Consider the following 21,335-nt stretch of genomic DNA (forward strand, 5'->3'; position numbering starts at 1 on the left):
GGGTCCCCTCTCCCGTGCGGGACAGGGGGGTCACGTCGCGCCGCCCGCGCTCCCTCGATGGCCTCCCAGACTAATCAGAACGGCAGGGTCTTCGGCCGGAACGTATTGTACCACACCGCGATCATCATCCGGGTCAGCGTCACCGCGGTGATGACCGTGGTGAGGATGCCGAGGATGAAGACCACGGCGAAGCCCTTCACCGGGCCCGAGCCGAGGAAGAACAGGATCAGGGCGGCGATCGCCATGGTCGAGTTCGAGTCGATGATGGTGGCGAAGGCCCGGTCGAAGCCCGCCTGCAGCGCCGAGATCAGCGAGCGGCCGGCCCGCTGCTCCTCGCGCATGCGCTCGTAGATCAGCACGTTCGAATCCACCGCCGTGCCGATGGTGAGCACGATGCCGGCGATGCCCGGGAGCGTCATGGTCGCCTCCAGCACCGACATCAGGCCGAGGATCAGCCCGACGTGGACGATGAGGGCGATGTTGGCGATGAAGCCGAAGGTCCCGTAGGTCGCGAACATGAAGGTCACGACGAGGGCCGCCGCCACCAGGGTCGCGAGCTTGCCGGCCTCGATGGAGTCGCGGCCGAGGCCCGGGCCGACGACGCGGCGCTCGACCACGGTGAACTTCGCGGGCAGCGCGCCGGCGCGCAGCAGGACCGCCAGATCGTTGGCCTGCTGCACGGTGAAGTTGCCGGTGATCTGACCCGAGCCGCCGGTGATCGCCGAGCGGATCACCGGGGCCGACACGACCTCGTTGTCGAGCACGATCGCCATGCGCCGGCCGATATTCTCCGAGGTCGCCTGTCCGAAGCGCTGCGCGCCGCGCAGGTTGAACTTGAAGCTCACCATCGGCTCGTGGGACTGCTGGTCGAAGGACGGCTGCGCGTCGGTCAGCTCGCCGCCGTCGGCCATGACCCGGCGCTCCACCGGGACCTTGGCGCCCTTCTCGTCCTTGGAGGGCAGCATGTCGACGTCGCCCGAGGGACTGTCGGCGAGCATGCGGAACTCGAGCTTGGCGGTGGAGCCGAGCAGCTTCTCGAGCCGCTCCGGGTTCTGCTCGCCGGGCACCTGGATCAGGATCCGGTCCGCGCCCTGCTGCTGGATCGACGGCTCGGTGGTTCCGGTCGAGTCGAGGCGGCGCCGGATGACCTCGATGCCCTGGCTCACGGCCCGGCGGGTGCGGTCGGTGATGCCGGCATCGGTGAGGGTCAGGCGGATCACCCCGCCCGGCTGCTCGGCGATGTCGAGGGTGCGGGCCGCCGTCTGGCCGATCGAGGTGGTGATCGGCTGCGACAGCTCCTGGAGCTTCGGCAGGACCTTGGCCCGGGCGGCGGAGTCGTCGATCTTCACCTGCACGCCGCGCGGCAGCAGGCCTATGCCGCCGTCGGCGCGGACGTTCTCCTGCTGGAGCACGCGGCGCACGTCGTCGCGCAGGGCCTTCGCCTGCGAGGCGATCAGCTCGTTCTGGTCCACCTCGAGCAGCAGCTGCGAGCCGCCCTGCAGGTCGAGGCCGAGCACGATCGCGCGGGTCGGCACCACCCAGCTGGGGAACCAGGGGGGCAGGCTGGCGACGAAGCTCTTGCGCTGCTCGGGCGAGAAGAAGCTCGGCACGGCGAGCATCAGCCCCACCAGGATCAGGCCCAGTGTCGCGATGATCTTCGCACGGGAGAAGCGCAGCATCGGCCGTCTTTTTCTCTTTTGGGCCGGCGCGCGGCGCCGGCCGGTTCAACCGGGAATTAGGCGGCCTTCACCGTGCCCTTGGCGCGGACCTCGGAGATCATCGACCGGACCACCCGCACGCGCACGTTCGGGGCGATCTCGACCTCGATCTCGGCCTGATCGTCCGAAGCCTTGGTCACGCGGCCGACGAGGCCGCCGTTGGTGACGACCGTGTCGTCCCGGCGCACGGACTTGAGCAGCGCTTGGTGGTCCTTGACCCGCTTCTGCTGCGGTCGCAGGATCAGGAAATACATGATCACGAAGATCAGGACGAACGGGACCACCTGAAAGGCGATCTCCGCTCCGCCAGCGGCCGCACCGGCCCCTTGCGCGAAGGCGGGGGTGATCAACGAGCGTCTCCTGCGAATGGCGCGCAGGCCTGCCGCCGGATGTGGCGCCCGCAGACCTGTCGAAAAGCGCGCGGACTATAGCCAGGGGCTTCCCGAAAGCAACGCCGAACCGCCGGGCATCGGCGGCGCGCTCATAGCAGGGCGCGGATGGCCGCCGCGAAGGCGTCCGGCGCCTCCTGGGGAAAGTTGTGACCGACCCCCGCGACGATCTCACGCCGGTACGGCCCGGTGAAATGGCGGGCGTCGGTATCCGTGGCGGGCGGCGGCCCGACGCCGTCATCGCCGCCGAGCAGCACGATCGACGGGACGGCGATCGTCGGCTGGGCTGCCAGCCGCGCCTCGATCCCCACCAGCGCCGGATCGCTCGAAACGAGGCCGAAGCGGTGGCGGTAGGAATGCACCACCACGTCGACGAAGTCGGGATTGTCGAAGGCGCGGGCGGTCCGCGCGAAAGTCTCCGCGTCGAAGGCCCAGGTCGGCGACCAGAGCTGCCAGAGCAGGCGGCAGAAGGCGTCCCGGTTCTCCGCGAGGCCGGCGCGGCCGCGCTCACCGTGGAGATAGTACTGGTACCAGAGGCGGTGCTCGGTCTCCGGCGCGGCCGGCCGCCGGGCGGCCGGGATGTTCTGGATGTTGTAGCCGACGCCGCAGCTGACGAGGCCCCGGGCCCGGTCCGGCCAGAGCGCCGCCACCACGCAGGCGGCCCGGCCGCCCCAATCGTAGCCGGCGAGCACGGCGCTCCCGACGCCGAGGGCGTCGAGAAAGGCGAGCAGGTCGGCCCCGAGTGCCGCCTGCTCGCCGGAGCGCGGCGTGGCGGCATCCAGGAAGCGCGTCGGCCCATAGCCGCGCAGGTACGGCACGAGACAGCGCACGCCATCGGCGGCGAGCTGCGCGGCCGCGGCCGCGCAGGCGTGGACGTCGTAGGGGAAGCCGTGGAGCAGCACCGCCGTCGGCCCGCCGGCCGGACCGGACTCGAGATAGGCGACCTTCAGGACGCCGGCCCGCACGCGCTTCATCGATGGCTCCCGGGTTCGCGATGCCGGGATCCTAGCCGGTTCGCCGCGCAATTGCCGCACGCGCTTGCCGTCGCCGGTTCGCGCCCGACTTCACCCTGCGACGAAGAAGCGCGACGGTGGAGAACCATGGGCCTGCTCGACGGTGCGAAGACCCTGATCGGCGATGTGGTTGCGGCGGCCAACCGGGCCCTCGAGGAGACCGGCAGCGGCAAGCTCGCCCTGTCGCTGGCGAAGTTCTATCCCGGCGGCCTCCCGTCCTTCCTCGACCGCCTGCGGGAGACCGGGCACGGGGAGGCGGTGGCATCCTGGCTCGGCTCGGGCGCGCGGCAGACGGTGCCGGAGAGCGCCATCGCGGCCTGCCTGCCGCAGGGCGTGACCGAGCGCCTCGCGTACGATCTCGGCGTTCCGGAGGCGCGGGTCCCCACGGTGCTGGCGGAGTTCCTGCCCGCGGCGATCGCCGACCAGAGCGAGAACGGCACGCTGAAGCCGCAGCCGAATTTCAGCACCCAGGTCCGCTGATCGCCCACCTCACGGGGCGGCGCACTTCATCTGCGGCGGCGCGGTCGCGCAGCTCAAGTGGCAGCTCTGCCTGGCGAAGCAGAACCACGACAGTTCGCCGCTCTTCAGGCAGGAGCCGCCACAATGGCGGTACGTGCCATAGAGCGGCCGAACGAAGACGGCATCCGCCAGAGGGCTCTCCTGAGCAAAGCGCTCCTGCGCCGGACGCGTCGATTCCGCGTCCGGCAGGGCCGCGGAGACGGACGCGACCGCGAGCACGCATGACAGCGCCAGGGATCTCATGAGAGCCGACCGCGGACCGATGTCCCGGCCGGCATTCCGGACCAAAGGCCGATCGCTGTCGACTAAATTGCGGTTCACACCGGCGCGTCGCGGACCACCGGCCTCTCCCGCTTCGCGGAGATTGCTCTAGACTCCCGCCACTGACCATTCGACGGGGGTCCACATGAGTCTGCTCAACACTCTCGGCGGCTCGCTGGGGCAGATCGCGCTGAAGGCACTGCCGGGCGTGATCCAGCAGGTGCTGCCCGGCGGACTGAACGCGCTGCTCGATCAGCTCCGGCGCTCCGGCTACGAGAGCCAGGTCAATTCCTGGCTCGGCCGCGGCCCGAACGAGCCGATCATGGCCGAGGACCTGCGCAAGGTGCTCGACAACGAGCAGGTGCGCCAGATGGCGGAGAAGCTCGGCGTTCCGATGGACCAGCTGTTCCCGACCCTGGCGCAGGCTCTGCCCGAGACCGTCGACCGTCACAGCCCCGAGGGGACGCTGCAGGCGCCGAAGGCTTAGGACAGCCGGCGCGGGTCGCGAGCCGGGGCGGCCGGACGGCGGACGACGCGAAACGGCGGCCCCGTCCGGGACCGCCGCCGCATCTTGCCGTCTCGTTCGGTGCCGCGCGGGCCGGCCTCGGCCCCGCGCGGTCCGTCTCAGTTGCTGGCGAGCTGGGACATCGGATCCACGGGCGCGCCGCCCTTGCGGATCTCGAAGTGCAGCTGCGGCGAGGTCACGTTTCCGGAGGCGCCGGACTTCGCGATGGTCTGGCCGCGCTTGACCTTCTCGCCGGGCTTCACGTCGATCTCGCCGTTATGGGCGTAGGCCGAGACGTAGCCGTTGGCGTGGCGCACGAGGACCAGCTTGCCGTAGCCCTTCACGTCGGAGCCGGCATAGGCGACCGTGCCCTCCTCGGCGGCCTTGACCGGAGTACCCTCCGGCACGGCGATGTTGATGCCCTCGTTGCCGGAGGTGCCGTAGCCGGAGATCACCCGGCCCTTGGCGGGCCAGCGGAAGTTCTCCGTCGCCTCGGCCACGGAGCCGGTGGCGGCGGGCTCGGGCTTGGCCGGCGCGGCAGCGACCGGGGCCGCCTTCGGCGCCTCCTTGGCGGCGACCTTCTCGACCTTCTCGGCGGCGGCAGCCTCCTTGGCGGCCTTCTGGGCGGCTTCCTTGGCGGCCTTCGCCTCGGCCAGCTTCTGGGCGGCCTCCGCCTTCGCGGCGGCCTTCGCCTCGGCCTTGGCCTCCTGAGCCTTCGCCTCGGCCTTCGCCTTGGCCTCGGCCTTCGGATCCGCCTTCTTCTCGTCGGCCTTCTTCTCGTCCGCCTTGGAGACCTGTCCCGGGCGCACGTGCTTCGGCTTCTCGCCCTCCTTCAGGGCGACGTCCTTGCGGGTCTTGGCGTCGGCGACCTTGCGGGCGGCGGCGTCGCGGGCGAGTGCCTCCTTGCGCTCCGCCTCCTCAACGGCGGCGGCCTTCTGCGCGGCCTCCTTGGCGGCCTTCGCCTCGGCCAGCTTCTGGGCGGCCTCCTTGGCGGCTTCCTTGGCCTCCTCGCGCTTGGTCGCGATCTTGTTCTCGACCTGCTTGGCGTCCTCGCGCTTCTCCTCGGCGGCCCGGGCCGGCCGGGCGGTCATCGGGGACGCGGCGGGGTTCAGCCCGGAGGCGTTGTAGACCGGGATCACGATCTGGCGGCCGGGCGTGATCTGGTTCGCGTTGCTCAGGCCGTTGGCGGCCAGGATCGCCGAAGCGGGCACGCCGAAGCGGGTCGACATCTGGTTCAGGCTGTCGTTGCGCGACACGGTGATCTGCGTGCCGCCCTCGGCGCTCCAGCCGACCTTGCCGGTCGATGCGACGCGGGTCGCGGGGGGGGCGGCGTTGGTCTGGACCGGCGTCGCGGCGGCGGAGGGCCGCGCGGCGGCGGGGGCGCCGAGCGCCTCCGACTGGATGCGGCCCGTCCGAACCGGCGGGACAGACTTGAGGCTCCCGTCCGGCAGGCTGCCGGTCGCGGAGGGTTCCGAGTCGAACGGGTTCGAGAACGGGTTCGTCAGACGCGACGCGTCCGACGAACAGGCGGCAGCCGCACCGCCGATGATGCCGATGAGCGCGACGCGCGACAGCGTCCGCAACATCTGACCCGTACCGCGCACCCGCATCGACGCACCCGTTTGCCTGACGCAACCTGATGCGCCAATGAAGACGGATTCAGGTTAAGCAACCGTTCCCGTTCCGACGGTCTGCGACCCTGGAGCGAAGGTAGGTGCAAGGTTTTCGCGCGGCCCACAGGATGATTCCCGCTCGCGGGATCGTCCCTTTTCGTAACCGGCCGGCACCCCACATCGCATCCATGTTTACCATCCGCAGCGCGCGCGACACCCTGGCCGACCTGCCCGCGCTCGAGACGGCGCGCCTCGCGATCGCCGCCCTCCGGCCTGCCGACGCGCCGGCCGTCCGCGCGCTCACCGACGATCCGGCCATCACCGCGGCGGTGGATTTCCTGCCGACGCCGTTCACCCTGCAGGATGCCGAGGATCTGATTCGCAGCTGCGCCCGGGGCCGGGACTGCTTCCTCGGCGCCTGGACGCGGGACGGCGCGCCCGATCCGCCCGGGCGCGCGCTCGTCGGCGTCTTCGGCACGCATCTGCGCGGCGCCGGCACGATCGAGATCGGGTACTGGGTCGGCGGCGCCGCCCGCGGGCGCGGCTACGCCTACGAGGCCGTCTCGGCGATCCTCGGGCTCCTCGGCGGGCGCTTCCCGGCGCGCGTCGTCGTGGCGGAGTGCCGCCCCGCCAACGTCGCCTCCTGGGGCCTTCTGGAGAAGCTCGGCTTCCGCGACACCGGCGAGGAGGGCCATCGGCCGGGCCGGCGCCTGCTCAGGCGGGACTGACGCCCGGGATCGGGCCGGCACCGACGTGCGCGGCCACGAGAAAGCCCCCGGACCGGAGGCCGGGGGCTCGAGGACGACCCGTTTCCTGAAGCGGACCGGACGGTCCGATCAGAAGGTGATGCCGGTCTCGACCATGTAGCGGTCCTGCGAGGTGCGGTTTCCGGTGCGGCCGAAGCCGGTGCCGAGCGTGCCCTCCGCGAGGTTGCCGCGGGTGATCCCGCCGAGTTCGACGTGGGCGTACTCCACCCGGAAGAAGTAGCGGTCGAAGGTGAAGGTCGGCGTGACCGTCACCGAGAAGGCGTTGCTGCCGGCGCCGAAGCCCAGCAGGTTGGTGCCGCCCGACCCGCGGACGCCCGTCTGCTCGGTGTACTCGACGCGGCCGGCCAGGGCGAAGTTGTCGGTGAAGGAGTAGGCCGCCAGCAGCGCCCCACCGTAGGTCGATGCCGAGTTGGCGATGCCGACGCGCAGGTCACGCTCGACGTTGGTGAACTGGAAGTACGGCGAGATGATCCACGGGCCGTTCGCGTAAGTGTAGTTGATGTTGAAGATGCCGCTGTTCTGCTGGAGGTTCGGCGTCGCGAACTGGTAGCGCGGGCTGCGGTCGAGGGCGTTGGTCCGGCCGAGGTTCAGACCGCCGTTGACGCCGATCGTGTTGTAGTCGTCGAGCTTGTAGGCGACGTTGCCGGTGAACCACGAGATCTCGTTGGAGAAGAACCCGTCCGTGCCGGCGACCGACACCGAGAGCGGCCCGCTGCTGTAGTTGACCTGCACGCCCTGGTTGATGAAGTTCTCCTGCACGAACAGGAGGCCGCGGTTGATGTTCAGGTTCTGGTAGGTGAACAGCAGCTCGGTGCCGATCATGGTGAACATCCGGCCGCCCTGGACCGACCATTCATCGTTGATCTGGATCTTGCCGTAGGCGACCGGGACCGGGCCGAACAGGAGGTCGGTCTGGGTGAAGGTGCTGAGGGTGGGGAAGCCGAGCTGCGGGATCGAGTAGCCGCCGGCCTGGATGTAGAACTGGAACGCGCCCTCGGGCTTCTGGATGATGCCCTGCACGTTCGAGAAGTCGAACCGGGCCGCGCGGTCGCGGTCGTTGGGCGCCGCCGGGGTCGAGAACGACGCGAACGGGTTCGACTGGGTGTAGCCGTAGCCGGTGATGGCGCCGCCCACGTAGAGGTCGCCGAGCGGTCCGGCCGAGAAGCAACTCGGATTCGGGTTGGCCTTGATCACGCCGCCGTAGGCCGGGCCGAGGAGCGTGGCCTTGCAGGGCTCGGCGGGGGGCGCGACCGGAACCGGCGCCGGGGCCGACAGGTCGGCCGCGAGGATGCTGGTCGAGGACAGCAGCACGGTGGCCAGTCCGGCCAGGGTGGATCGCTTCAGCATGGTGTCGCAGCTCGTTCGGGTTCGTCGACGGCCAAGCTGACATCGCGGTGCGATTGACACAAAATCAAACATAGAGCAGTTGCATAATTTTTGGGCAGTTCCGTATCGCTGCTCACGTTCGATGCGGAAATGTGACTTTGCCGCCACAATTGTATCGGAACCCCGACCTTTTCCTTCCGCGCAGGCCCGGAGGTCTTCCGCGCGGCGCCCCAATTCTAACGAGTCAGGCGGCTGGGCCGATCGGATCGCAGCGAAACCCTCCGAAGTCCTGCCGGGCCAGACGTTCTGCGAGCGCCGGCAGGAACAGCATCGCCTCATCGGCGAGGCGCCAGGGCGGGTTGACGACGATCAGGCCGCTGCCGGTCAGCCGCGTCGGGTCGTCCGGCCGGTCGATCAGCAGGTCGAGCCGCAGGGCGGGGCGGGGCAGGGCGGCCCCGAGGTCGCGGACCATCCGGTCGAGGGCCGCGGCGTCCTTGATCGGGTACCAGGCCAGGAACAGGCCGGTCGGCCACTTCGCCACCGCACGGGCGAGATGGGCGCCGAGGCGCTCGATCTCGCCGGGCACCTCGTAGGGCGGGTCGATCAGCACGAGGCCGCGCCGCTCCGGCGGCGGGATCTGCGCGTTGATCGCGGTCCAGCCGTCGAGGTTCATGACCTTGGTGCGGGGATCGCGGGCGTAGCGCCCCTGCAGGGTCGCGGCGTCCGCCGGGTGCAGCTCGACGAACACGCCCTTGTCGCCGGGGCGGAGCGCCTCCCGGATCACGGCCGGCGAGCCCGGATAGGCGGTGTCACCGTGGCGCGCCCGCACCGCCGCCACCGCGGCGCGGTAGGGCGCCAGCAGCGCCTCCACCTCCGGCGCGAAGGGCGCCCCCATCCGGCCCCAGCCGTCCCGCCACTCGCCGGTGCGGGCCGCCTCGTCGGCCTCGAGATCGTAGACGCCGAGCCCCGCGAAGGCGTCCAGCGCCCGGAACGGCTTGTCCTTGAGGCGCAGGTGGTCGAGCACCCGCGCCAGGACGAGGTGCTTGAGGACGTCGGCGTGGTTGCCGGCGTGGAAGGCGTGCCGATAGTTCATGGCAGCGCGCTGAAGCCGATCCCGGGCGCCGGGTCCAGGGGCCGGCGCGCGAAAGGCGGAAAAAACTCAGCGCGCGGCGTCGAGGCTCACCTCGGGCGCGCGGCAATTGCCGCGGGCGACCTCGGGGCAGGGTGTGAAGCCGCGCAGGTCCTTGCCGAAGCAGATCCGGACCTCCTGCAGCTGCCCGCGGGTGCAGGTGACCGCCATCATGTCGGGGCGCAGGCCGCGATTGGCCGCCACGAACTGCCGGGCGATCTCGATCGGCGCGAGGGTCTGCGGCGGGGCGCCGCCCTTGAGCCCGTCGGGGATCGTCACCGCGAGCCGCGCCGTGCGGGCGGCCGCGAAGTAGGCGGCGGGATCGAGACCCGAGCAGGTGCCGTGCTTGCGCCACTCGTACCGGGCGAGACCCTCGCTCGGGTAGACCTGCCCGGCGACCTCCATGGCCTGCCGGGTCGGGGCGCGGTTCACCGCCGAGCAGTTCTGCGGGTACCCGCTCGCGTATTGCGGCCACAGGCCGTGGACGACGAAGCCCAGGCCGCGTCCGGGGGCGCACTGGACGTCGTCCCGGCGGGCGCCCGGCCCCGCGCAGTAGGTCGGCGACCACGACAGGGCGAGGACGTAGAAGTCGAAGTCGCCGGGCGCGCCGCGCCGGGCGAAGCCGCCGTAATCCTGGGCGGCGGCCGGGGCGGCGGCCGACCCGGCGAGGAGCAGGCCCGCGAGGCCGGCGGCGCGCCCGCGCATGGTCAGGGACGCGCCATCCGGCAGGCCGTGGCGTAGGCGTAGGAGAGGTCGCGGTCGAGGCCGTGGATGCAGAACTCGACGCCCCAGGTCGCGCCGATGATCCCGAGGCTCTCGCGCACCGAGTAGTCGACCTTGCGGCGGACCCCGTCGGAGGTGGTCACGGTCGCGGTGCAGAACCGGCGCGGATAGGTGTCGAGGCCCCAGGGCCGCCACGCGGTGCGCTCGATCGTGTCGAAGGACAGGATCGTCATCGACGAGTTCCAGAACTTCGCCTCCTTCTCGGCGAAGTTGGTCGAGACCCGCTCCAGCACCGACGGGTCCTGGCAGCCCGGGATCTGCGCGTCGAACGGGAAGATCCGCTCCTCGGCGGGCTCGATGTCCTCCCGGGCCGACCGGGCGAGCGCCGGCTGGGCCAGGGCGAGAAGGGCCAGCCCGAGGGCGAAGCCGTGAAGAACCGGGCGCATGGCGCGTGCCTCGACGGATGTGCGATCCTGCATCCGCGAACGATGGCTTCGCCGCGCCGCCAGTCAAGCTCCGGCAGTCCCGCCCCGGCGCTTTGCCGGCCTGTGCGGCGCGGCCGCTACAGTCCCGCTTGGGGTGCGGCGCGGGAGCGGCGCCCGGCGCGGGTGCCGCGGGTCGCGCCCGTCTCTCAGTAGATCGGCTCCGCGCTCGGCGGCGCGCCGAGTTGCAGCGGCTCGTCGTACTCCTGCGCGGGCTCGTCGTGGGCGGCGACCCGCGGTGCCGGCCGCACGGGCGCCGTCGCGGTGTAGGCCGAGGCCGCGGCCGGACGGTCGAGGGGCCGGGCGGGCGCACGGGCGACCTGGGTCGCGCTCCCGGCCTTCGACATCGGCGACACGCCGTAGGGATCGTCCTCCTCGACGTCCACCGGCGCCTGAGGGCCGGCGGGCTGGCGCTGCGGCGGGATCGGGCGGCTCAGCGGCCGCTCGGCCCCGAGCTGCGGCGTGAACTTGATCAGCGGCTTGCAGATCCGGCGCAGACCGCGCGGGTCGTGCCGTGCGAGATCGACGTGGATGTGATCGTAGTGGAACACGTTCGAGCCGGGCGCCAGCACGGTGGTGAAGCGCTGGCAGGCGCCCAGGAAGATCTCGCGCAGGAAGCCCTGCTCGGCCTCCGTGCCGCGCCAGCCGCCCTTGACGGTGATCACGTGGCCGTCGGCGAGCTTGATCGACATGACGTCGATCGCGTTCCCGAAACCGTGCTCGGAGAGCTTGGCGCCAGGCTGGTTGTTGCGGCCGCGGCAGGAATAGGAGCCGGCGTTGATCTCGGCCACCGGCACGCCGAAGTAGAGGTTGGCGGCCGGCTGGATCGTGTCGGCGAGCCACGCCTCGGCCTCGGCCAGCGCCGGGCAGCCCAGCGTCATCCGCTGCTTCAGCAGGACGGAGCCGCCGCCGAGCCGCGTCACCCGGAAGGGCTGCTGCATGCCGCACGGCCCCGGGCCATCCATCGCCGCGATGGGCGTGATGTACTCCGAGGGCTCGACGAGCTTCTTGGCCAGGCAGACCTGCTCCGCCTGATCGCGCCACGGTTCACGTCGCTCGAAATGATTGATCGAGCACGCGGTGAGGCCCGCACCGAACAGCGCAAGGGCCGAGAACAGGGATACGCCACGCCACATGACCCGGACGATGCGCACGGTCGCGTAAAGCGTTCGTCAACGGCGTTTCGGGAATGCCGTCGGCTGTGGCGTCTCGGTTGACAGCGCCGCGGACCGCGGACTGAATGCATTATGCTCTCGCTTCTCGACCTCCGCGCCCGCATCGAAGCCGGCACCCTGACGCCCGCGGGCGCGATCGACCTGTGCCGCGCCGCGATCGCCGCGCGGGAGCCGGACCTGCGCGCGCTGGTCACCCTCGACGCGGCGCCGGCGATCCCCGAGACCGGGCCGCTCGCCGGCATCGCGGTCGGCGTGAAGGACATCATCGACAGCGCGGGCCTGCCGACCCAGATGGGCTCGCCGATCTACGCGGGCTGGAAGCCCCGGGGCGACGCCGCGGTCGTGAGCCGGCTGAAGCAGCTCGGTGCCGTCGCCCTCGCCAAGACCACCACCACGGCCTTCGCCAGCAGCGATCCGACCGAGACGGTCAACCCGCACGATCCCGGCCACACGCCGGGGGGCTCCTCGGCGGGCTCGGCCGCCGCCGTCGGCGCCGGGATGCTGCCGCTGGCCCTGGGCACGCAGACGGCGGGCTCGGTGATCCGGCCCGCGAGCTTCTGCGGCTGCGCGGCGATGAAGCCGTCGTTCCGGCTGATCCCCACGGTCGGCGTGAAGACCTACTCGTGGGCCCTCGACACGATCGGGCTGTTCGCCGCCGGGGTCGCGGACGTCGCCCACGCCCTCGCGCTCGTCACCGGGCGGCCGGAGATCGAGCGGGCGGAGGGGGGCTCGGCGCCGCGCATCGCCGTGGTGCGGCAGGACTTCGCCGGCGCCCCCGAGCCGGAGGCCGAGGCGGCGCTCACCCGCGCCCGGCAGGCGGCCGAGCGGTCCGGGGCGCGGGTGAGCGACCTCGCCCTGCCGACCGAGCTGGCGCAGGCCTGGGAACGCCACCGCCTCATCCAGAACTACGAGGGTCGGCTGGCGCTGGCCTGGGAGTACGACACGCAGGCCGACGCGCTGCCGCCGCGCACCCGCGCCCATCTCGATGACGGGGCGACGATCAGCCCGGCCCAGTACGATGACGGGCGCCGCCACGGCCATCACGCCCGCCGGGTGCTGAAGGGCCTCTTCGCCGATTACGACGCGATCCTGACCTTCTCGGCGCCGGGTCCGGCGCCCGCCACCCTGGCCTCGACGGGCGACCCGCGCTTCAACCAGCTGTGGACGCTGATGGGCGTGCCCTGCGTGAACGTGCCGGTGCCCGGCCACCGCCTGCCGGTGGGCGTCCAGGTGATCGGCCGTTTCGGCGACGACGGCCGGGCCCTGGCGGTCGCCCGGATGATCGAGGCCGCGCTGCGCGGCTGACCGGCCGCCCGCGCCCGTCGACGGCGCGGGCGGCCGGGGCGCTCAGCTGCTCGGCTGCTCGTGGAGCGTGTCCTCCACGTAGAGCTGCTCCAGCAGGACCTTGATCACCGCCATCAGCGGCAGGGCGAGGGCGATGCCCCAGAGCCCGAAGATCACGCCCAGGATCAGCTGGCCGGCGAAGATCGTGGCCGGCGGGATGTCGAGCGCCCGCTTCTGGATGAAGGGCGTCAGGCCGTAGCTCTCCAGGCACTGGACCGCGAGATAGACGCCGATCGCGCCGATCACCGCCTTCGTGCCCGAGGCCAGGGCGGCCAGGACGATGACGAGGCCCGCCACCAGCGGCCCGACCGTGGGCACGAAGGCGAGCAGGCCAGCCTGCAGGCCGAGGATCAGCGCGCCGCCGATACCCAGGAAGGCGAGGCCGGCCCAGGTGCACAGGAAGATCACCGCCATGATGATCAGCTGGCCGAACAGCCAGTGGCGGAGGGTCTCGCCGGCCCCGTCGAGGACCTGGCTGGCGCGCCAGCGCTTCGCCGGCGGCACGAACCGGACCACGCCGTCCCGGTAGGCCTTCGGGTCGGCCGCGAAGGCGAGACCCAGGAAGGCGATCACCAGGAGGTTGCCGAGGGCGTCGAACAGGCCGAGGATCACGGCCGCGGCCGGTCCGAGGACGCTGCCGGCATCCGAGACGATCGAGCTGCTGCCCTTCAGGAGTCCGTTCGCGAGGCCGCCGAGCCCCCCCTCACGCTGGCCCGAATCGGTCGAGCCGTCCTTGCCACCGCCCTGCGGTGCGAGGCTCGGCACGTCGATGCCGCGCTCCGACAGCCAGCCCGTGACGGTTCCGGCCTGATCCTTGATCGTCGTCCCGAGGTCCCGGCCCTGCTGGACGATGGTGGCGCCGCCGTAGCTCCCGAAGCCGATCACCGCGACCGCGACCGCCACGCTGGCGAGGGACAGCCGCAAGCCGCGCGGGAGCGGCAGGACGCGGCCGAGCCCGCGGGTCAGGCCGTCGAGGAACACGCCGAGGAGCACCCCGGCGAAGATGAGCAGGAGCGTGCCGGCCGACATCCAGGCCAGGGCCAGCGCCGCCACGAAGCACACGACGGCGATCCCGGAGACCGCGAGCGGTGCGGCCCCGCGCCAGGGCCCGACGGGACCGTCCAGTTCCTGAAGGCTGCTGTCCGACATCGTCGCTCCTAAACCGCGGGCTCACGAACGCCGCGGGCTCTCATGGGTCAAGTCCGCCGGCCGGCTTCTGTGCAATCCGGGGTGGGGATGCGCGTCCGCGCGTCGTCCGCGCGTCGTCCGCGCACGTCGCCGGACCGCAGGCTCCGGCAGTCGGGAGCCGGGAGCCGCACCGATCGTCGAGCGCCCTGGGGCAGCCTGAGCGCGACCCCGGGCACGGCCATCAGGCCCAGCGGCCGGCCGCGGCCTCGTCGTGGGCCGCCGCCTCGACCCAGCCGCCGGTCGTGCCGTCGGCGAGGTGCTCGCGCTTCCAGAACGGGGCGCGGGTCTTGAGGTAGTCCATCAGGAAGTCCGCGGCCTCGAACGCCGCGACCCGGTGGCTGGCGGCGGTGACTACCAGCACGATGCCGTCGCCCGGACGGACCATGCCGTGCCGGTGGATCACCCGCAGGGCCTGGAGCGGCCAGCGCGCCATCGCCTCGTCGGCGACGCGCCGGATCTCGGCCTCGGCCATGCCGGGGTAGTGCTCCAGCTCGAGGGCGGTCAGCCGGCCGCCCTCGTCGCGGCACAGGCCGGTGAAGGTCACGACGGCGCCGGCCCGGCCGCCCAGCGCGGCGCTCAGGCCGGCGATCTCGGCCGCGGTGTCGAAGGGCTCGGCCTGGATGCCGACGCTCGGGACGGGGGCGCTCATGGCCCGATCCATAGGAGTCCCCGGCTTCGCGGACCAGCCCCGTCCCTGTCACACCCGGTCCCGCCTCTATATGACACGGTCCGTCGCGCCCTGCCGGCCCGGCGCGCGGCCCGCCATCGTCCGGATGTCCCCGCGCGCTCCGGACGGCGCTGGAGAAGGATACCCGCGTGACCCCCGACCTGATCCTGCCCTACGACGGCGAGCAGCCGGACTTCGCCAGTCGCCCCGTCTGGTGCGGCCGCGGCAGCACGGTGATCGGCGCCGCCCGGATCGGCGCGCAGGCCTGGATCGGCGACGAAGCGGTGATTCGCGCGGACGGCCAGACCGTCACCCTCGGCGACCGCTTCTGGCTCGGCCACCGCTCGACGGTGCACATCGCCACCGCGACGCACGGCACCCGGTGCGGCGACCGGGTCACGGTCGGGCGCAATAGCGTGGTCCACGCCTGCACGCTCGGCTCCGACGTCGTCGTCGAGGACGACGTGGTGATCCTCGACGGCGCCGAGGTCGGCGACGGCGCGGTCCTCGAGGCCGGCGCGACGGTCTTCCCCCGGGCGACGCTGCCCGGCGGCTTCGCCTACGCGGGCAGCCCGGCCCGCCCCAGCCGCGCGATCGGATCCGACGAGGTCGCCGAGCGGGCCGAGCGGTTGCGCGAGCGGATGGGCGACGGGCCCGCGCTCCCGGCCGGGGAGGCGCTGGAGGTCGAGGACAGCGTCTTCGTGGCGCGCACCGCCCGCCTGCGCGGACGGGTGAGCCTCGGCGCCGGCGCGAGCGTGCTGTTCTGCTGCGACCTCAACGCGGAAGTCGGACCGATCGTGGTCGGCGCGGACACCAACATCCAGGACAACACGGTGATCCGCACCCGGGCGGACGGGGTGGTAATCGGGCGGGACACGACCATCGCCCACAACGTCCGGATCGCCGATTGCCGGATCGGGGCGCGGGCGCTGATCGGCATCGGCGCGACGATCGCGGCCGGCACCCTCATCGCCGACGACGTCATGCTGGCGGCCGGGGCCACCACCGATCCCGGGCAGATCCTGGAGGCCGGCTACCTCTGGGGCGGCCGCCCCGCCCGCATCCTGGGCCCCCTCGACGCCGAGAAGCGGGCGATGATGATCCGCATCGTCGAGGGCTACTGCCGGCACGGCCGGGAATACCGGGCCGCGCAGGAGGCGCTGGCCTGACGGCCCGCCGTCAGTGCTGCAGGATCTTCGACAAGAAGGTCTGCGCGCGCTCGGAGCGGGGGCTGCCGAAGAACTCGTCCTTCCGGGCGTCCTCGACGATCTCGCCGCGATCCATGAAGATCACCCGGTCGGCGACCTTGCGGGCGAAGCCCATCTCGTGGGTCACGACCATCATGGTCATGCCCTCCTTGGCGAGCTCCACCATCACGTCGAGCACCTCGCCGACCATCTCGGGGTCCAGCGCCGAGGTCGGCTCGTCGAACAGCATCACCACCGGGTTCATGGCGAGCGCCCGGGCGATGGCCACGCGCTGCTGCTGACCGCCCGAGAGCTGCCCCGGGAACTTGTTCGCGTGGGCGCCCAGACCGACGCGGGCGAGCAGGTCGAGGCCGCGCTTCTTCGCGTCCTCGGCGCTGCGGCCGAGCACCTTGCGCTGGGCGATGGTGAGGTTGTCGGTGATCGACAGGTGCGGGAACAGCTCGAAGTGCTGGAACACCATGCCGACCCGCGAGCGGAGCTTCGGCAGGTTGGTGGCCCTGTCGGCGACCTTCGTGCCGGCCACCGTGATCTGGCCCTTCTGGAAGGGCTCCAGGGCGTTGACGCACTTGATCAGGGTCGACTTGCCCGAGCCCGAGGGGCCGCAGACGACCACGACCTCGCCCTTGGCGACCTGGGTGCTGCAGTTCGTCAGCACCTGGAAGTCGCCGTACCATTTGCTGATGTTGTCGATGGCGATCATCGTCTCGCCGGGGGCCACCGCCTGGGCGCCGGAGATCAGGCTGCCCGGCTGCAGGCCGGCATCCTTCGGCGCGTGGCTGGCATCGGCGACGGGTTCGGCGGCGGTGGGGGCCGGCATCGGGGACGAGGTCATGACACGGTCTCCAGTGTCGGTCAGCGGATGATGGCCACGCGGCGCTGCAGGCGGCGCACGAGGTACGAGGCCGAGAAGCAGATCGCAAAATAGACCACGGCGGCGAAGACATACATCTCGACGAGACGGCCGTCGCGCTGGGCGACCTTCGAGGCGGCGCCCATGAAGTCGGTGAGCGAGAGCACGTAGACCAGCGACGTGTCCTGGAACAGGATGATGGTCTGGGTCAGCAGCAGCGGCAGCATGTTGCGGAAGGCCTGGGGCAGGATCACGTTGCCCATGGTCTGCCAGTAGTTCATCCCGAGGGCCTGGGCGGCGGCCGTCTGACCCTTCGGGATCGACTGGATGCCGGCGCGCATGATCTCCGAGAAGTAGGCCGCCTCGAAGGCCATGAAGGTGATCAGGGCCGACGGGAAGGCGCCGACCTGGATCGGCGTCGAGGATCCGGTCAGGTAGGCGCCGATATACGGCACCAGGAAGTAGAACCAGAAGATCACCAGAACCAGCGGCAGCGAGCGGCAGAGCTCGACGTAGCCCTTGGCGACGTGCCACAGGCCGGGAATGCCCGAGAGCCGCGCCATCGCCAGCAGCGTGCCGATGATGACGCCGCCCACGGCGGCCATGGCGGTGAGCGTCACGGTGAAGACCATGCCCTGACCGAACAGGTAGGGCAGGGACGAGACGATGACGGAGAAGTCGAAATTCGAGAGCATCGGGGCCTGTTACCGGTGGCCGTCGGGCGGGGTGGCGGAGCGGAAGCGGGCGGCCCTCAGCGCTGGCCGGGGATGGCGACCGCCTTCTCCAGGAAGGTCGCCGCCGTGACGACCACGAGGTTGATGATCACGTAGAGGATCGTCGCGGCCGTGAAGGCCTCGAACACCTGGAACGAGAATTCCTGCATCGAGCGGGCCCGGGCGGTCAGTTCCAGCAGGCCGATGGTCAGCGCCACCGACGTGTTCTTGAGATTGTTGAGAAATTCCGAGGTCATCGGCGGCAGGATGATCCGGTAGGCGTTGGGCAGCAGCACGTAGCGGTAGGTCTGATAGGTCGTGAAGCCCATGGCAGTGCCGGCCATGCGCTGGCCCCGCGGCAGCGACTGGATGCCGGCGCGGACCTGCTCGGCCACGCGCGACGCGGTGAAGAAGCCGAGGCAGACCACCGCCGTGTAGAACGGCGCGTCCGGCAATTGCTTGATCGCGTCGCCGATCCGGGTCGGGACCACTTCGGGCAGCACGAAGTACCAGAGGAACATCTGCACCAGCAGCGGCACGTTGCGGAACAGCTCGACATAGGCCGTGCCGATCGCGTTCGCGGGCTTCGACGGCAGGGTGCGCATCACGCCGATCAGGGAGCCCAGGAAGAAGGCGATCACCCAGGAGCAGAGCGCGGTCGTGATCGTCCACATGAGCCCCGAGAGCAGCATGTCGAGATACGTGCCGTTGCCCTCCGGCGAGGCGTCGAAGAAGATCCGCCAGTTCCAGTTGTAGTTCATCGCGCCGCTTCTACTTTGAACTTATAGAGACGCACCGCGGGCCGGAGCCCGCGATGCGCATCATGGCATGAAACCGGACCGAACGGGTCTCAGTAGGCCGCCGGATCGGGGCTCGAGATCGGGGTCGTGAACTGCTTCTTCATCTCCGCGCTCATCGGCAGGTTGAGATTGATGTTGCGCGGCGGGATCGGCTGGGTGAACCACTTCTCGTAGAGGGCCTTGCCCTCGGGGCTCGTGTAGAGCTTGGCGGTAGCGTCGTCCGCGACCTTCTTGAACTCCGTGTCGTCCTTGCGGAGCATGATGCCGTAGGGCTCGGGCTTCGACAGGGCCTCGGTGGAGATCTCGTAGGCGGAGGGGTCCTTCGACGAGGCGGCGAGCGAGGCGAGCAGCACGTCATCCATCACGAAGGCGGCGGCGCGGCCGGTCTCGACCATCAGGAACGCCTCGGCGTGGTCCTTGGCCGGCAGGATCGTCAGGCCGAGCTTGCGCTCCGTGTTGGCCTCGTTGATCTGCTTGATGTTCGTGGTGCCCGAGGTCGACACGACGGTCTTGCCCTTCAGGTCCTCGATCGTGTGCAGGTTGGCCGACTTCTTCGAGACGTAGCGGGTCGCGGTCAGGAAGTGCGAGTTGGTGAACCACACCTGCTTCTCGCGCTCGGCGTTGTTGGTGGTCGAGCCGCACTCGAGATCGATCGTGCCGTTCGCCATCAGCGGGATGCGGGTGGCGGAGGTGACCGGGTTGAGCTTCACCTCGAGGTTCGGGAGGTTGAGCTTGGCCTTCACGGCGTCGGCGATCTTGTAGCAGATGTCCATCGCGTAGCCGATCGGCTTCTGATCGGCGCCGAGATACGAGAACGGCACGGAGGCGTCGCGGTAGCCGATGACGATGGCGTTGGCGTCCTTCACCTTCTTGAGGGTGCCGGTCAGCTCCTGCGCCCCGACGCTCATCGGAGCGAGGACGAGGGTCAGGCCCAGCGCCGCGGCGGCGCCGCGGCGAGCGATATCAGACTGCATCGGTACGGAACTCCTGGATCGGGCCGAACGACATCGGCCGGCGGCGGGGTACGCGGGCCCGCCCGCTCGGGCGACGCCTTTGCAATGATGGTGCCGGGAGAAAGCGCGATGCGCCGCGCGAGCCTGCGGCTGAGTACGGACAAGTTGCGGCCAAGCCTCTGCGCACGTCCGCAGATGCGGTCCCTGCCGTCCTCATGGCCTCCTCCCAAGCGCTGAGCCGGCCTCACGCTCGCGCCGGCGGCATCATGCACACTTCTTAGGCGTACGCACGCGGTGCGGAGGACGGATCCGCCCGGAAAGCTGACGAATCCACGGTATAGAAAACGACGACGCCGCCCCCCGCGGTATCGGGAGGCGGCGTCGGACTGAAATCCCGGTTCGTGACCGCGGCTTACTTCGTCAGCTCATTGCCGCTGTAGTCGATCTTGCCGTCGGGTCCCTTCTTCCACTCGTACATGACGTAGTCGGGCCGGGTGATGTCGCCCTTCTTGTCGTAGGCGATCGGGCCGACCACCGTGTCCACCGGCTTGCCCTGGTGCAGCCATTCGGCGAGCTTCTTGCCGTCGCTGGAGCCTGTCTCGGCCATCGCCTTGGCCAGGACCTGCACGGCCGCGTAGGAGTAGAGCGTGTAGCCCTCGGGATCGATGTTCTTGGCCTTGAAGGCGGCGAGCGCCGCCTTGGCGTTCGGATTCTTGCGGGCGTCCGGCGGGAAGGTGGTCAGCGTGCCCTCGGCCGCGGGACCGGCGATCGCGACCAGCTCGCGATCGACCATGCCGTCGCCGCCCATCATCGGCGCCTTCAGGCCCTGATCGCGCATCTGGCGCAGGATCAGCCCGGCCTCGGTGTAGTAGCCACCGAAATAGACGACGTCGACGTTGGCGGACTTCAGCTTGGAGACGAGCGCCGAGTAGTCCTTCTCGCCCGGGTTGATGCCCTCGGACATGACCTCCTTGCCGCCCTTGGCCTTGAAGGCCTTCAGCGTCTCGTCGGCCAGCCCCTTTCCGTAGGGGGTCTTGTCGTGGACGAAGGCGACCTTCTTGCCCTTGAAGTGATCGGCCAGGTACGTGCCGGCGACGGCACCCTGCTGGTCGTCGCGGCCGCAGGTGCGGAACGTGTTCCACATCCCGCGCTCGGTGAACTTCACGTTCGTGGAGGCCGGCGTGACCTGGATGATGCCGGCGTCCAGGTAGACGTCGGAGGCCGGGATCGACACGCCCGAGTTGTAGTCGCCGACGACCATCTTCACGCCGTCGCTGGCGAACTTGTTGGCCACCGAGACGCCCTGCTTCGGGTCGGAGGCGTCGTCGCCGACCGTGACGGTCAGCGTCGTGCCCTTCAGCGTGCCGGCCTTGTTGAGGTCCTCGACCGCCTGGCTCGCGCCGTTCTTGAGCTGCGCGCCGATGGCGGCGCTGTTGCCGGTGATCGGCGCGGCGACGCCGAGCTTCACCTCGGCGGCCTGGGCGGCCGCCGCCATCGCGCCGAGGGCGAGCCCGGCCAGCAGAATCGATCTCATCGCGTACTTCCCCTAAGTGTCAGGACCGCACGTGCGGATCCGGCCGCACTCATCGGACCTCGCCGGCCGCGGGCGCCCGTGCGCGCCATGTCAGCGGTGAGGTCTTCTCGTAGAGCCAGCGGTACTGGCTCGTCATCTGGCGCGTCCGCGTGTAGCGGAAGCCCGCAGCGCCGATGATCATGACGATGACCGCGTCGACCGCATAGTAGTGCAGCGACAGCAGGGTGCCCGAAAACAGGGCGTAGTGAATGAAGCGCACGGCGGCTGCCACCAGAAGCAGCGCCAGGGCGCATTGCCAGAACGGCCGCCAGCCCCGGGCGATGCCGCGGGCGGCCATCCATCCGGCCCACCCGCCCATCACGACGGTCACCAGCAGGAACAGCCAGGCCGACGGCTCCTCGTACAGGATCCCCTGCAGCACGCTCATGTGATGTCCGGTCGATTGCTTCGGTTAACGC

General features: G+C 70.7%; 22 protein-coding genes and 1 pseudogene. 5 read left to right on the forward strand and 18 right to left on the reverse strand.

Going from position 1 to position 21,335, the window contains the following annotated elements; genetic code table 11:
* Positions 1 to 74 precede the first annotated feature (74 nt).
* From secD to ACLBYB_RS18985, 3 genes are all read right to left on the reverse strand, one after another.
* Positions 75 to 1,679 (reverse strand): protein translocase subunit SecD, encoded by a 1,605-nt coding sequence (gene secD / locus ACLBYB_RS18975; protein WP_091927054.1) that lies wholly within the window; start codon positions 1,677 to 1,679, stop codon positions 75 to 77.
* A gap of 56 nt (positions 1,680 to 1,735) precedes the next feature.
* Positions 1,736 to 2,068 (reverse strand): preprotein translocase subunit YajC, encoded by a 333-nt coding sequence (yajC, locus tag ACLBYB_RS18980; protein WP_020094208.1) that lies wholly within the window; start codon positions 2,066 to 2,068, stop codon positions 1,736 to 1,738.
* 131 nt (positions 2,069 to 2,199) lie between these two features.
* Complete coding sequence (locus tag ACLBYB_RS18985; protein ID WP_447699677.1) at positions 2,200 to 3,081, reverse strand: alpha/beta fold hydrolase; 882 nt, start codon at positions 3,079 to 3,081, stop codon at positions 2,200 to 2,202.
* Positions 3,082 to 3,207: 126 nt separating this feature from the next.
* On the opposite strand from ACLBYB_RS18985, the gene ACLBYB_RS18990 reads away from it, so the two are divergent.
* A complete protein-coding gene (locus ACLBYB_RS18990) occupies positions 3,208 to 3,600 on the forward strand; it encodes a YidB family protein (protein WP_447699678.1) in 393 nt (130 codons plus the stop codon).
* Between the two features lie 9 nt (positions 3,601 to 3,609).
* On the opposite strand, the gene ACLBYB_RS18995 is transcribed toward ACLBYB_RS18990, so the two are convergent.
* The gene (locus ACLBYB_RS18995) at positions 3,610 to 3,882 is read right to left on the reverse strand and encodes a hypothetical protein (protein ID WP_447699679.1); all 273 of its coding nucleotides are present in this window, start codon (positions 3,880 to 3,882) and stop codon (positions 3,610 to 3,612) included.
* Positions 3,883 to 4,033: 151 nt separating this feature from the next.
* On the opposite strand from ACLBYB_RS18995, the pseudogene ACLBYB_RS19000 reads away from it, so the two are divergent.
* Positions 4,034 to 4,387 (forward strand): annotated as a pseudogene (locus tag ACLBYB_RS19000) (YidB family protein); the annotation flags it as partial.
* 137 nt (positions 4,388 to 4,524) lie between these two features.
* Here ACLBYB_RS19000 and ACLBYB_RS19005 read toward each other — a convergent pair.
* A complete protein-coding gene (locus ACLBYB_RS19005) occupies positions 4,525 to 6,015 on the reverse strand; it encodes a peptidoglycan DD-metalloendopeptidase family protein (protein ID WP_447699680.1) in 1,491 nt (496 codons plus the stop codon).
* 191 nt (positions 6,016 to 6,206) lie between these two features.
* Here ACLBYB_RS19005 and ACLBYB_RS19010 point away from each other — a divergent pair, with 191 nt between their 5' ends.
* A complete protein-coding gene (locus tag ACLBYB_RS19010) occupies positions 6,207 to 6,746 on the forward strand; it encodes a GNAT family N-acetyltransferase (RefSeq protein ID WP_447699681.1) in 540 nt (179 codons plus the stop codon).
* A 108-nt stretch (positions 6,747 to 6,854) separates the two neighbouring features.
* Here the strand turns inward: ACLBYB_RS19010 and ACLBYB_RS19015 are convergent, their stop codons facing one another.
* From ACLBYB_RS19015 to ACLBYB_RS19035, 5 genes are all read right to left on the reverse strand, one after another.
* On the reverse strand, positions 6,855 to 8,132 hold the full coding sequence (locus ACLBYB_RS19015) for a porin (RefSeq protein ID WP_020094215.1): 1,278 nt from the start codon (positions 8,130 to 8,132) through the stop codon (positions 6,855 to 6,857).
* 223 nt (positions 8,133 to 8,355) lie between these two features.
* A complete protein-coding gene (locus ACLBYB_RS19020) occupies positions 8,356 to 9,204 on the reverse strand; it encodes a 23S rRNA (adenine(2030)-N(6))-methyltransferase RlmJ (protein ID WP_447699682.1) in 849 nt (282 codons plus the stop codon).
* Positions 9,205 to 9,270: 66 nt separating this feature from the next.
* The gene (locus tag ACLBYB_RS19025) at positions 9,271 to 9,945 is read right to left on the reverse strand and encodes a ribonuclease T2 family protein (protein ID WP_020094217.1); all 675 of its coding nucleotides are present in this window, start codon (positions 9,943 to 9,945) and stop codon (positions 9,271 to 9,273) included.
* A gap of 2 nt (positions 9,946 to 9,947) precedes the next feature.
* A complete protein-coding gene (locus ACLBYB_RS19030; protein WP_020094218.1) occupies positions 9,948 to 10,409 on the reverse strand; it encodes a hypothetical protein in 462 nt (153 codons plus the stop codon).
* A gap of 185 nt (positions 10,410 to 10,594) precedes the next feature.
* Entirely contained in the window at positions 10,595 to 11,581 is a 987-nt protein-coding gene (locus ACLBYB_RS19035; RefSeq protein WP_447699683.1) for an extensin family protein, read from the reverse strand.
* A 111-nt stretch (positions 11,582 to 11,692) separates the two neighbouring features.
* On the opposite strand from ACLBYB_RS19035, the gene ACLBYB_RS19040 reads away from it, so the two are divergent.
* The gene (locus tag ACLBYB_RS19040; protein ID WP_447699684.1) at positions 11,693 to 12,925 is read left to right on the forward strand and encodes an amidase; all 1,233 of its coding nucleotides are present in this window, start codon (positions 11,693 to 11,695) and stop codon (positions 12,923 to 12,925) included.
* A 42-nt stretch (positions 12,926 to 12,967) separates the two neighbouring features.
* Here the strand turns inward: ACLBYB_RS19040 and ACLBYB_RS19045 are convergent, their stop codons facing one another.
* Positions 12,968 to 14,113 (reverse strand): AI-2E family transporter, encoded by a 1,146-nt coding sequence (locus tag ACLBYB_RS19045; RefSeq protein ID WP_447699685.1) that lies wholly within the window; start codon positions 14,111 to 14,113, stop codon positions 12,968 to 12,970.
* 220 nt (positions 14,114 to 14,333) lie between these two features.
* Positions 14,334 to 14,801, reverse strand: a complete 468-nt coding sequence (locus ACLBYB_RS19050; RefSeq protein ID WP_447699686.1) for a molybdenum cofactor biosynthesis protein MoaE — start codon at positions 14,799 to 14,801, stop codon at positions 14,334 to 14,336.
* A 167-nt stretch (positions 14,802 to 14,968) separates the two neighbouring features.
* Between ACLBYB_RS19050 and ACLBYB_RS19055 the strand changes: the two genes are divergently transcribed.
* The gene (locus ACLBYB_RS19055; RefSeq protein ID WP_020094224.1) at positions 14,969 to 15,988 is read left to right on the forward strand and encodes a gamma carbonic anhydrase family protein; all 1,020 of its coding nucleotides are present in this window, start codon (positions 14,969 to 14,971) and stop codon (positions 15,986 to 15,988) included.
* A gap of 10 nt (positions 15,989 to 15,998) precedes the next feature.
* On the opposite strand, the gene ACLBYB_RS19060 is transcribed toward ACLBYB_RS19055, so the two are convergent.
* From ACLBYB_RS19060 to ACLBYB_RS19085, 6 genes are all read right to left on the reverse strand, one after another.
* On the reverse strand, positions 15,999 to 16,727 hold the full coding sequence (locus tag ACLBYB_RS19060) for an amino acid ABC transporter ATP-binding protein (RefSeq protein ID WP_447699701.1): 729 nt from the start codon (positions 16,725 to 16,727) through the stop codon (positions 15,999 to 16,001).
* A gap of 152 nt (positions 16,728 to 16,879) precedes the next feature.
* Positions 16,880 to 17,572 (reverse strand): amino acid ABC transporter permease, encoded by a 693-nt coding sequence (locus ACLBYB_RS19065; protein WP_100252438.1) that lies wholly within the window; start codon positions 17,570 to 17,572, stop codon positions 16,880 to 16,882.
* 56 nt (positions 17,573 to 17,628) lie between these two features.
* Positions 17,629 to 18,351, reverse strand: coding sequence for an amino acid ABC transporter permease (locus tag ACLBYB_RS19070; protein WP_100252439.1), 723 nt, complete (start codon positions 18,349 to 18,351; stop codon positions 17,629 to 17,631).
* Positions 18,352 to 18,440: 89 nt separating this feature from the next.
* Positions 18,441 to 19,364, reverse strand: coding sequence for an amino acid ABC transporter substrate-binding protein (locus ACLBYB_RS19075; protein WP_447699687.1), 924 nt, complete (start codon positions 19,362 to 19,364; stop codon positions 18,441 to 18,443).
* Positions 19,365 to 19,755: 391 nt separating this feature from the next.
* The gene (locus tag ACLBYB_RS19080; protein WP_447699688.1) at positions 19,756 to 20,877 is read right to left on the reverse strand and encodes a branched-chain amino acid ABC transporter substrate-binding protein; all 1,122 of its coding nucleotides are present in this window, start codon (positions 20,875 to 20,877) and stop codon (positions 19,756 to 19,758) included.
* Positions 20,878 to 20,926: 49 nt separating this feature from the next.
* Entirely contained in the window at positions 20,927 to 21,295 is a 369-nt protein-coding gene (locus ACLBYB_RS19085; protein WP_026605095.1) for a DUF6867 family protein, read from the reverse strand.
* Between the last annotated feature and the right edge of the window lie 40 nt (positions 21,296 to 21,335).

This window comes from Methylobacterium sp. D54C, from assembly GCF_053345595.1.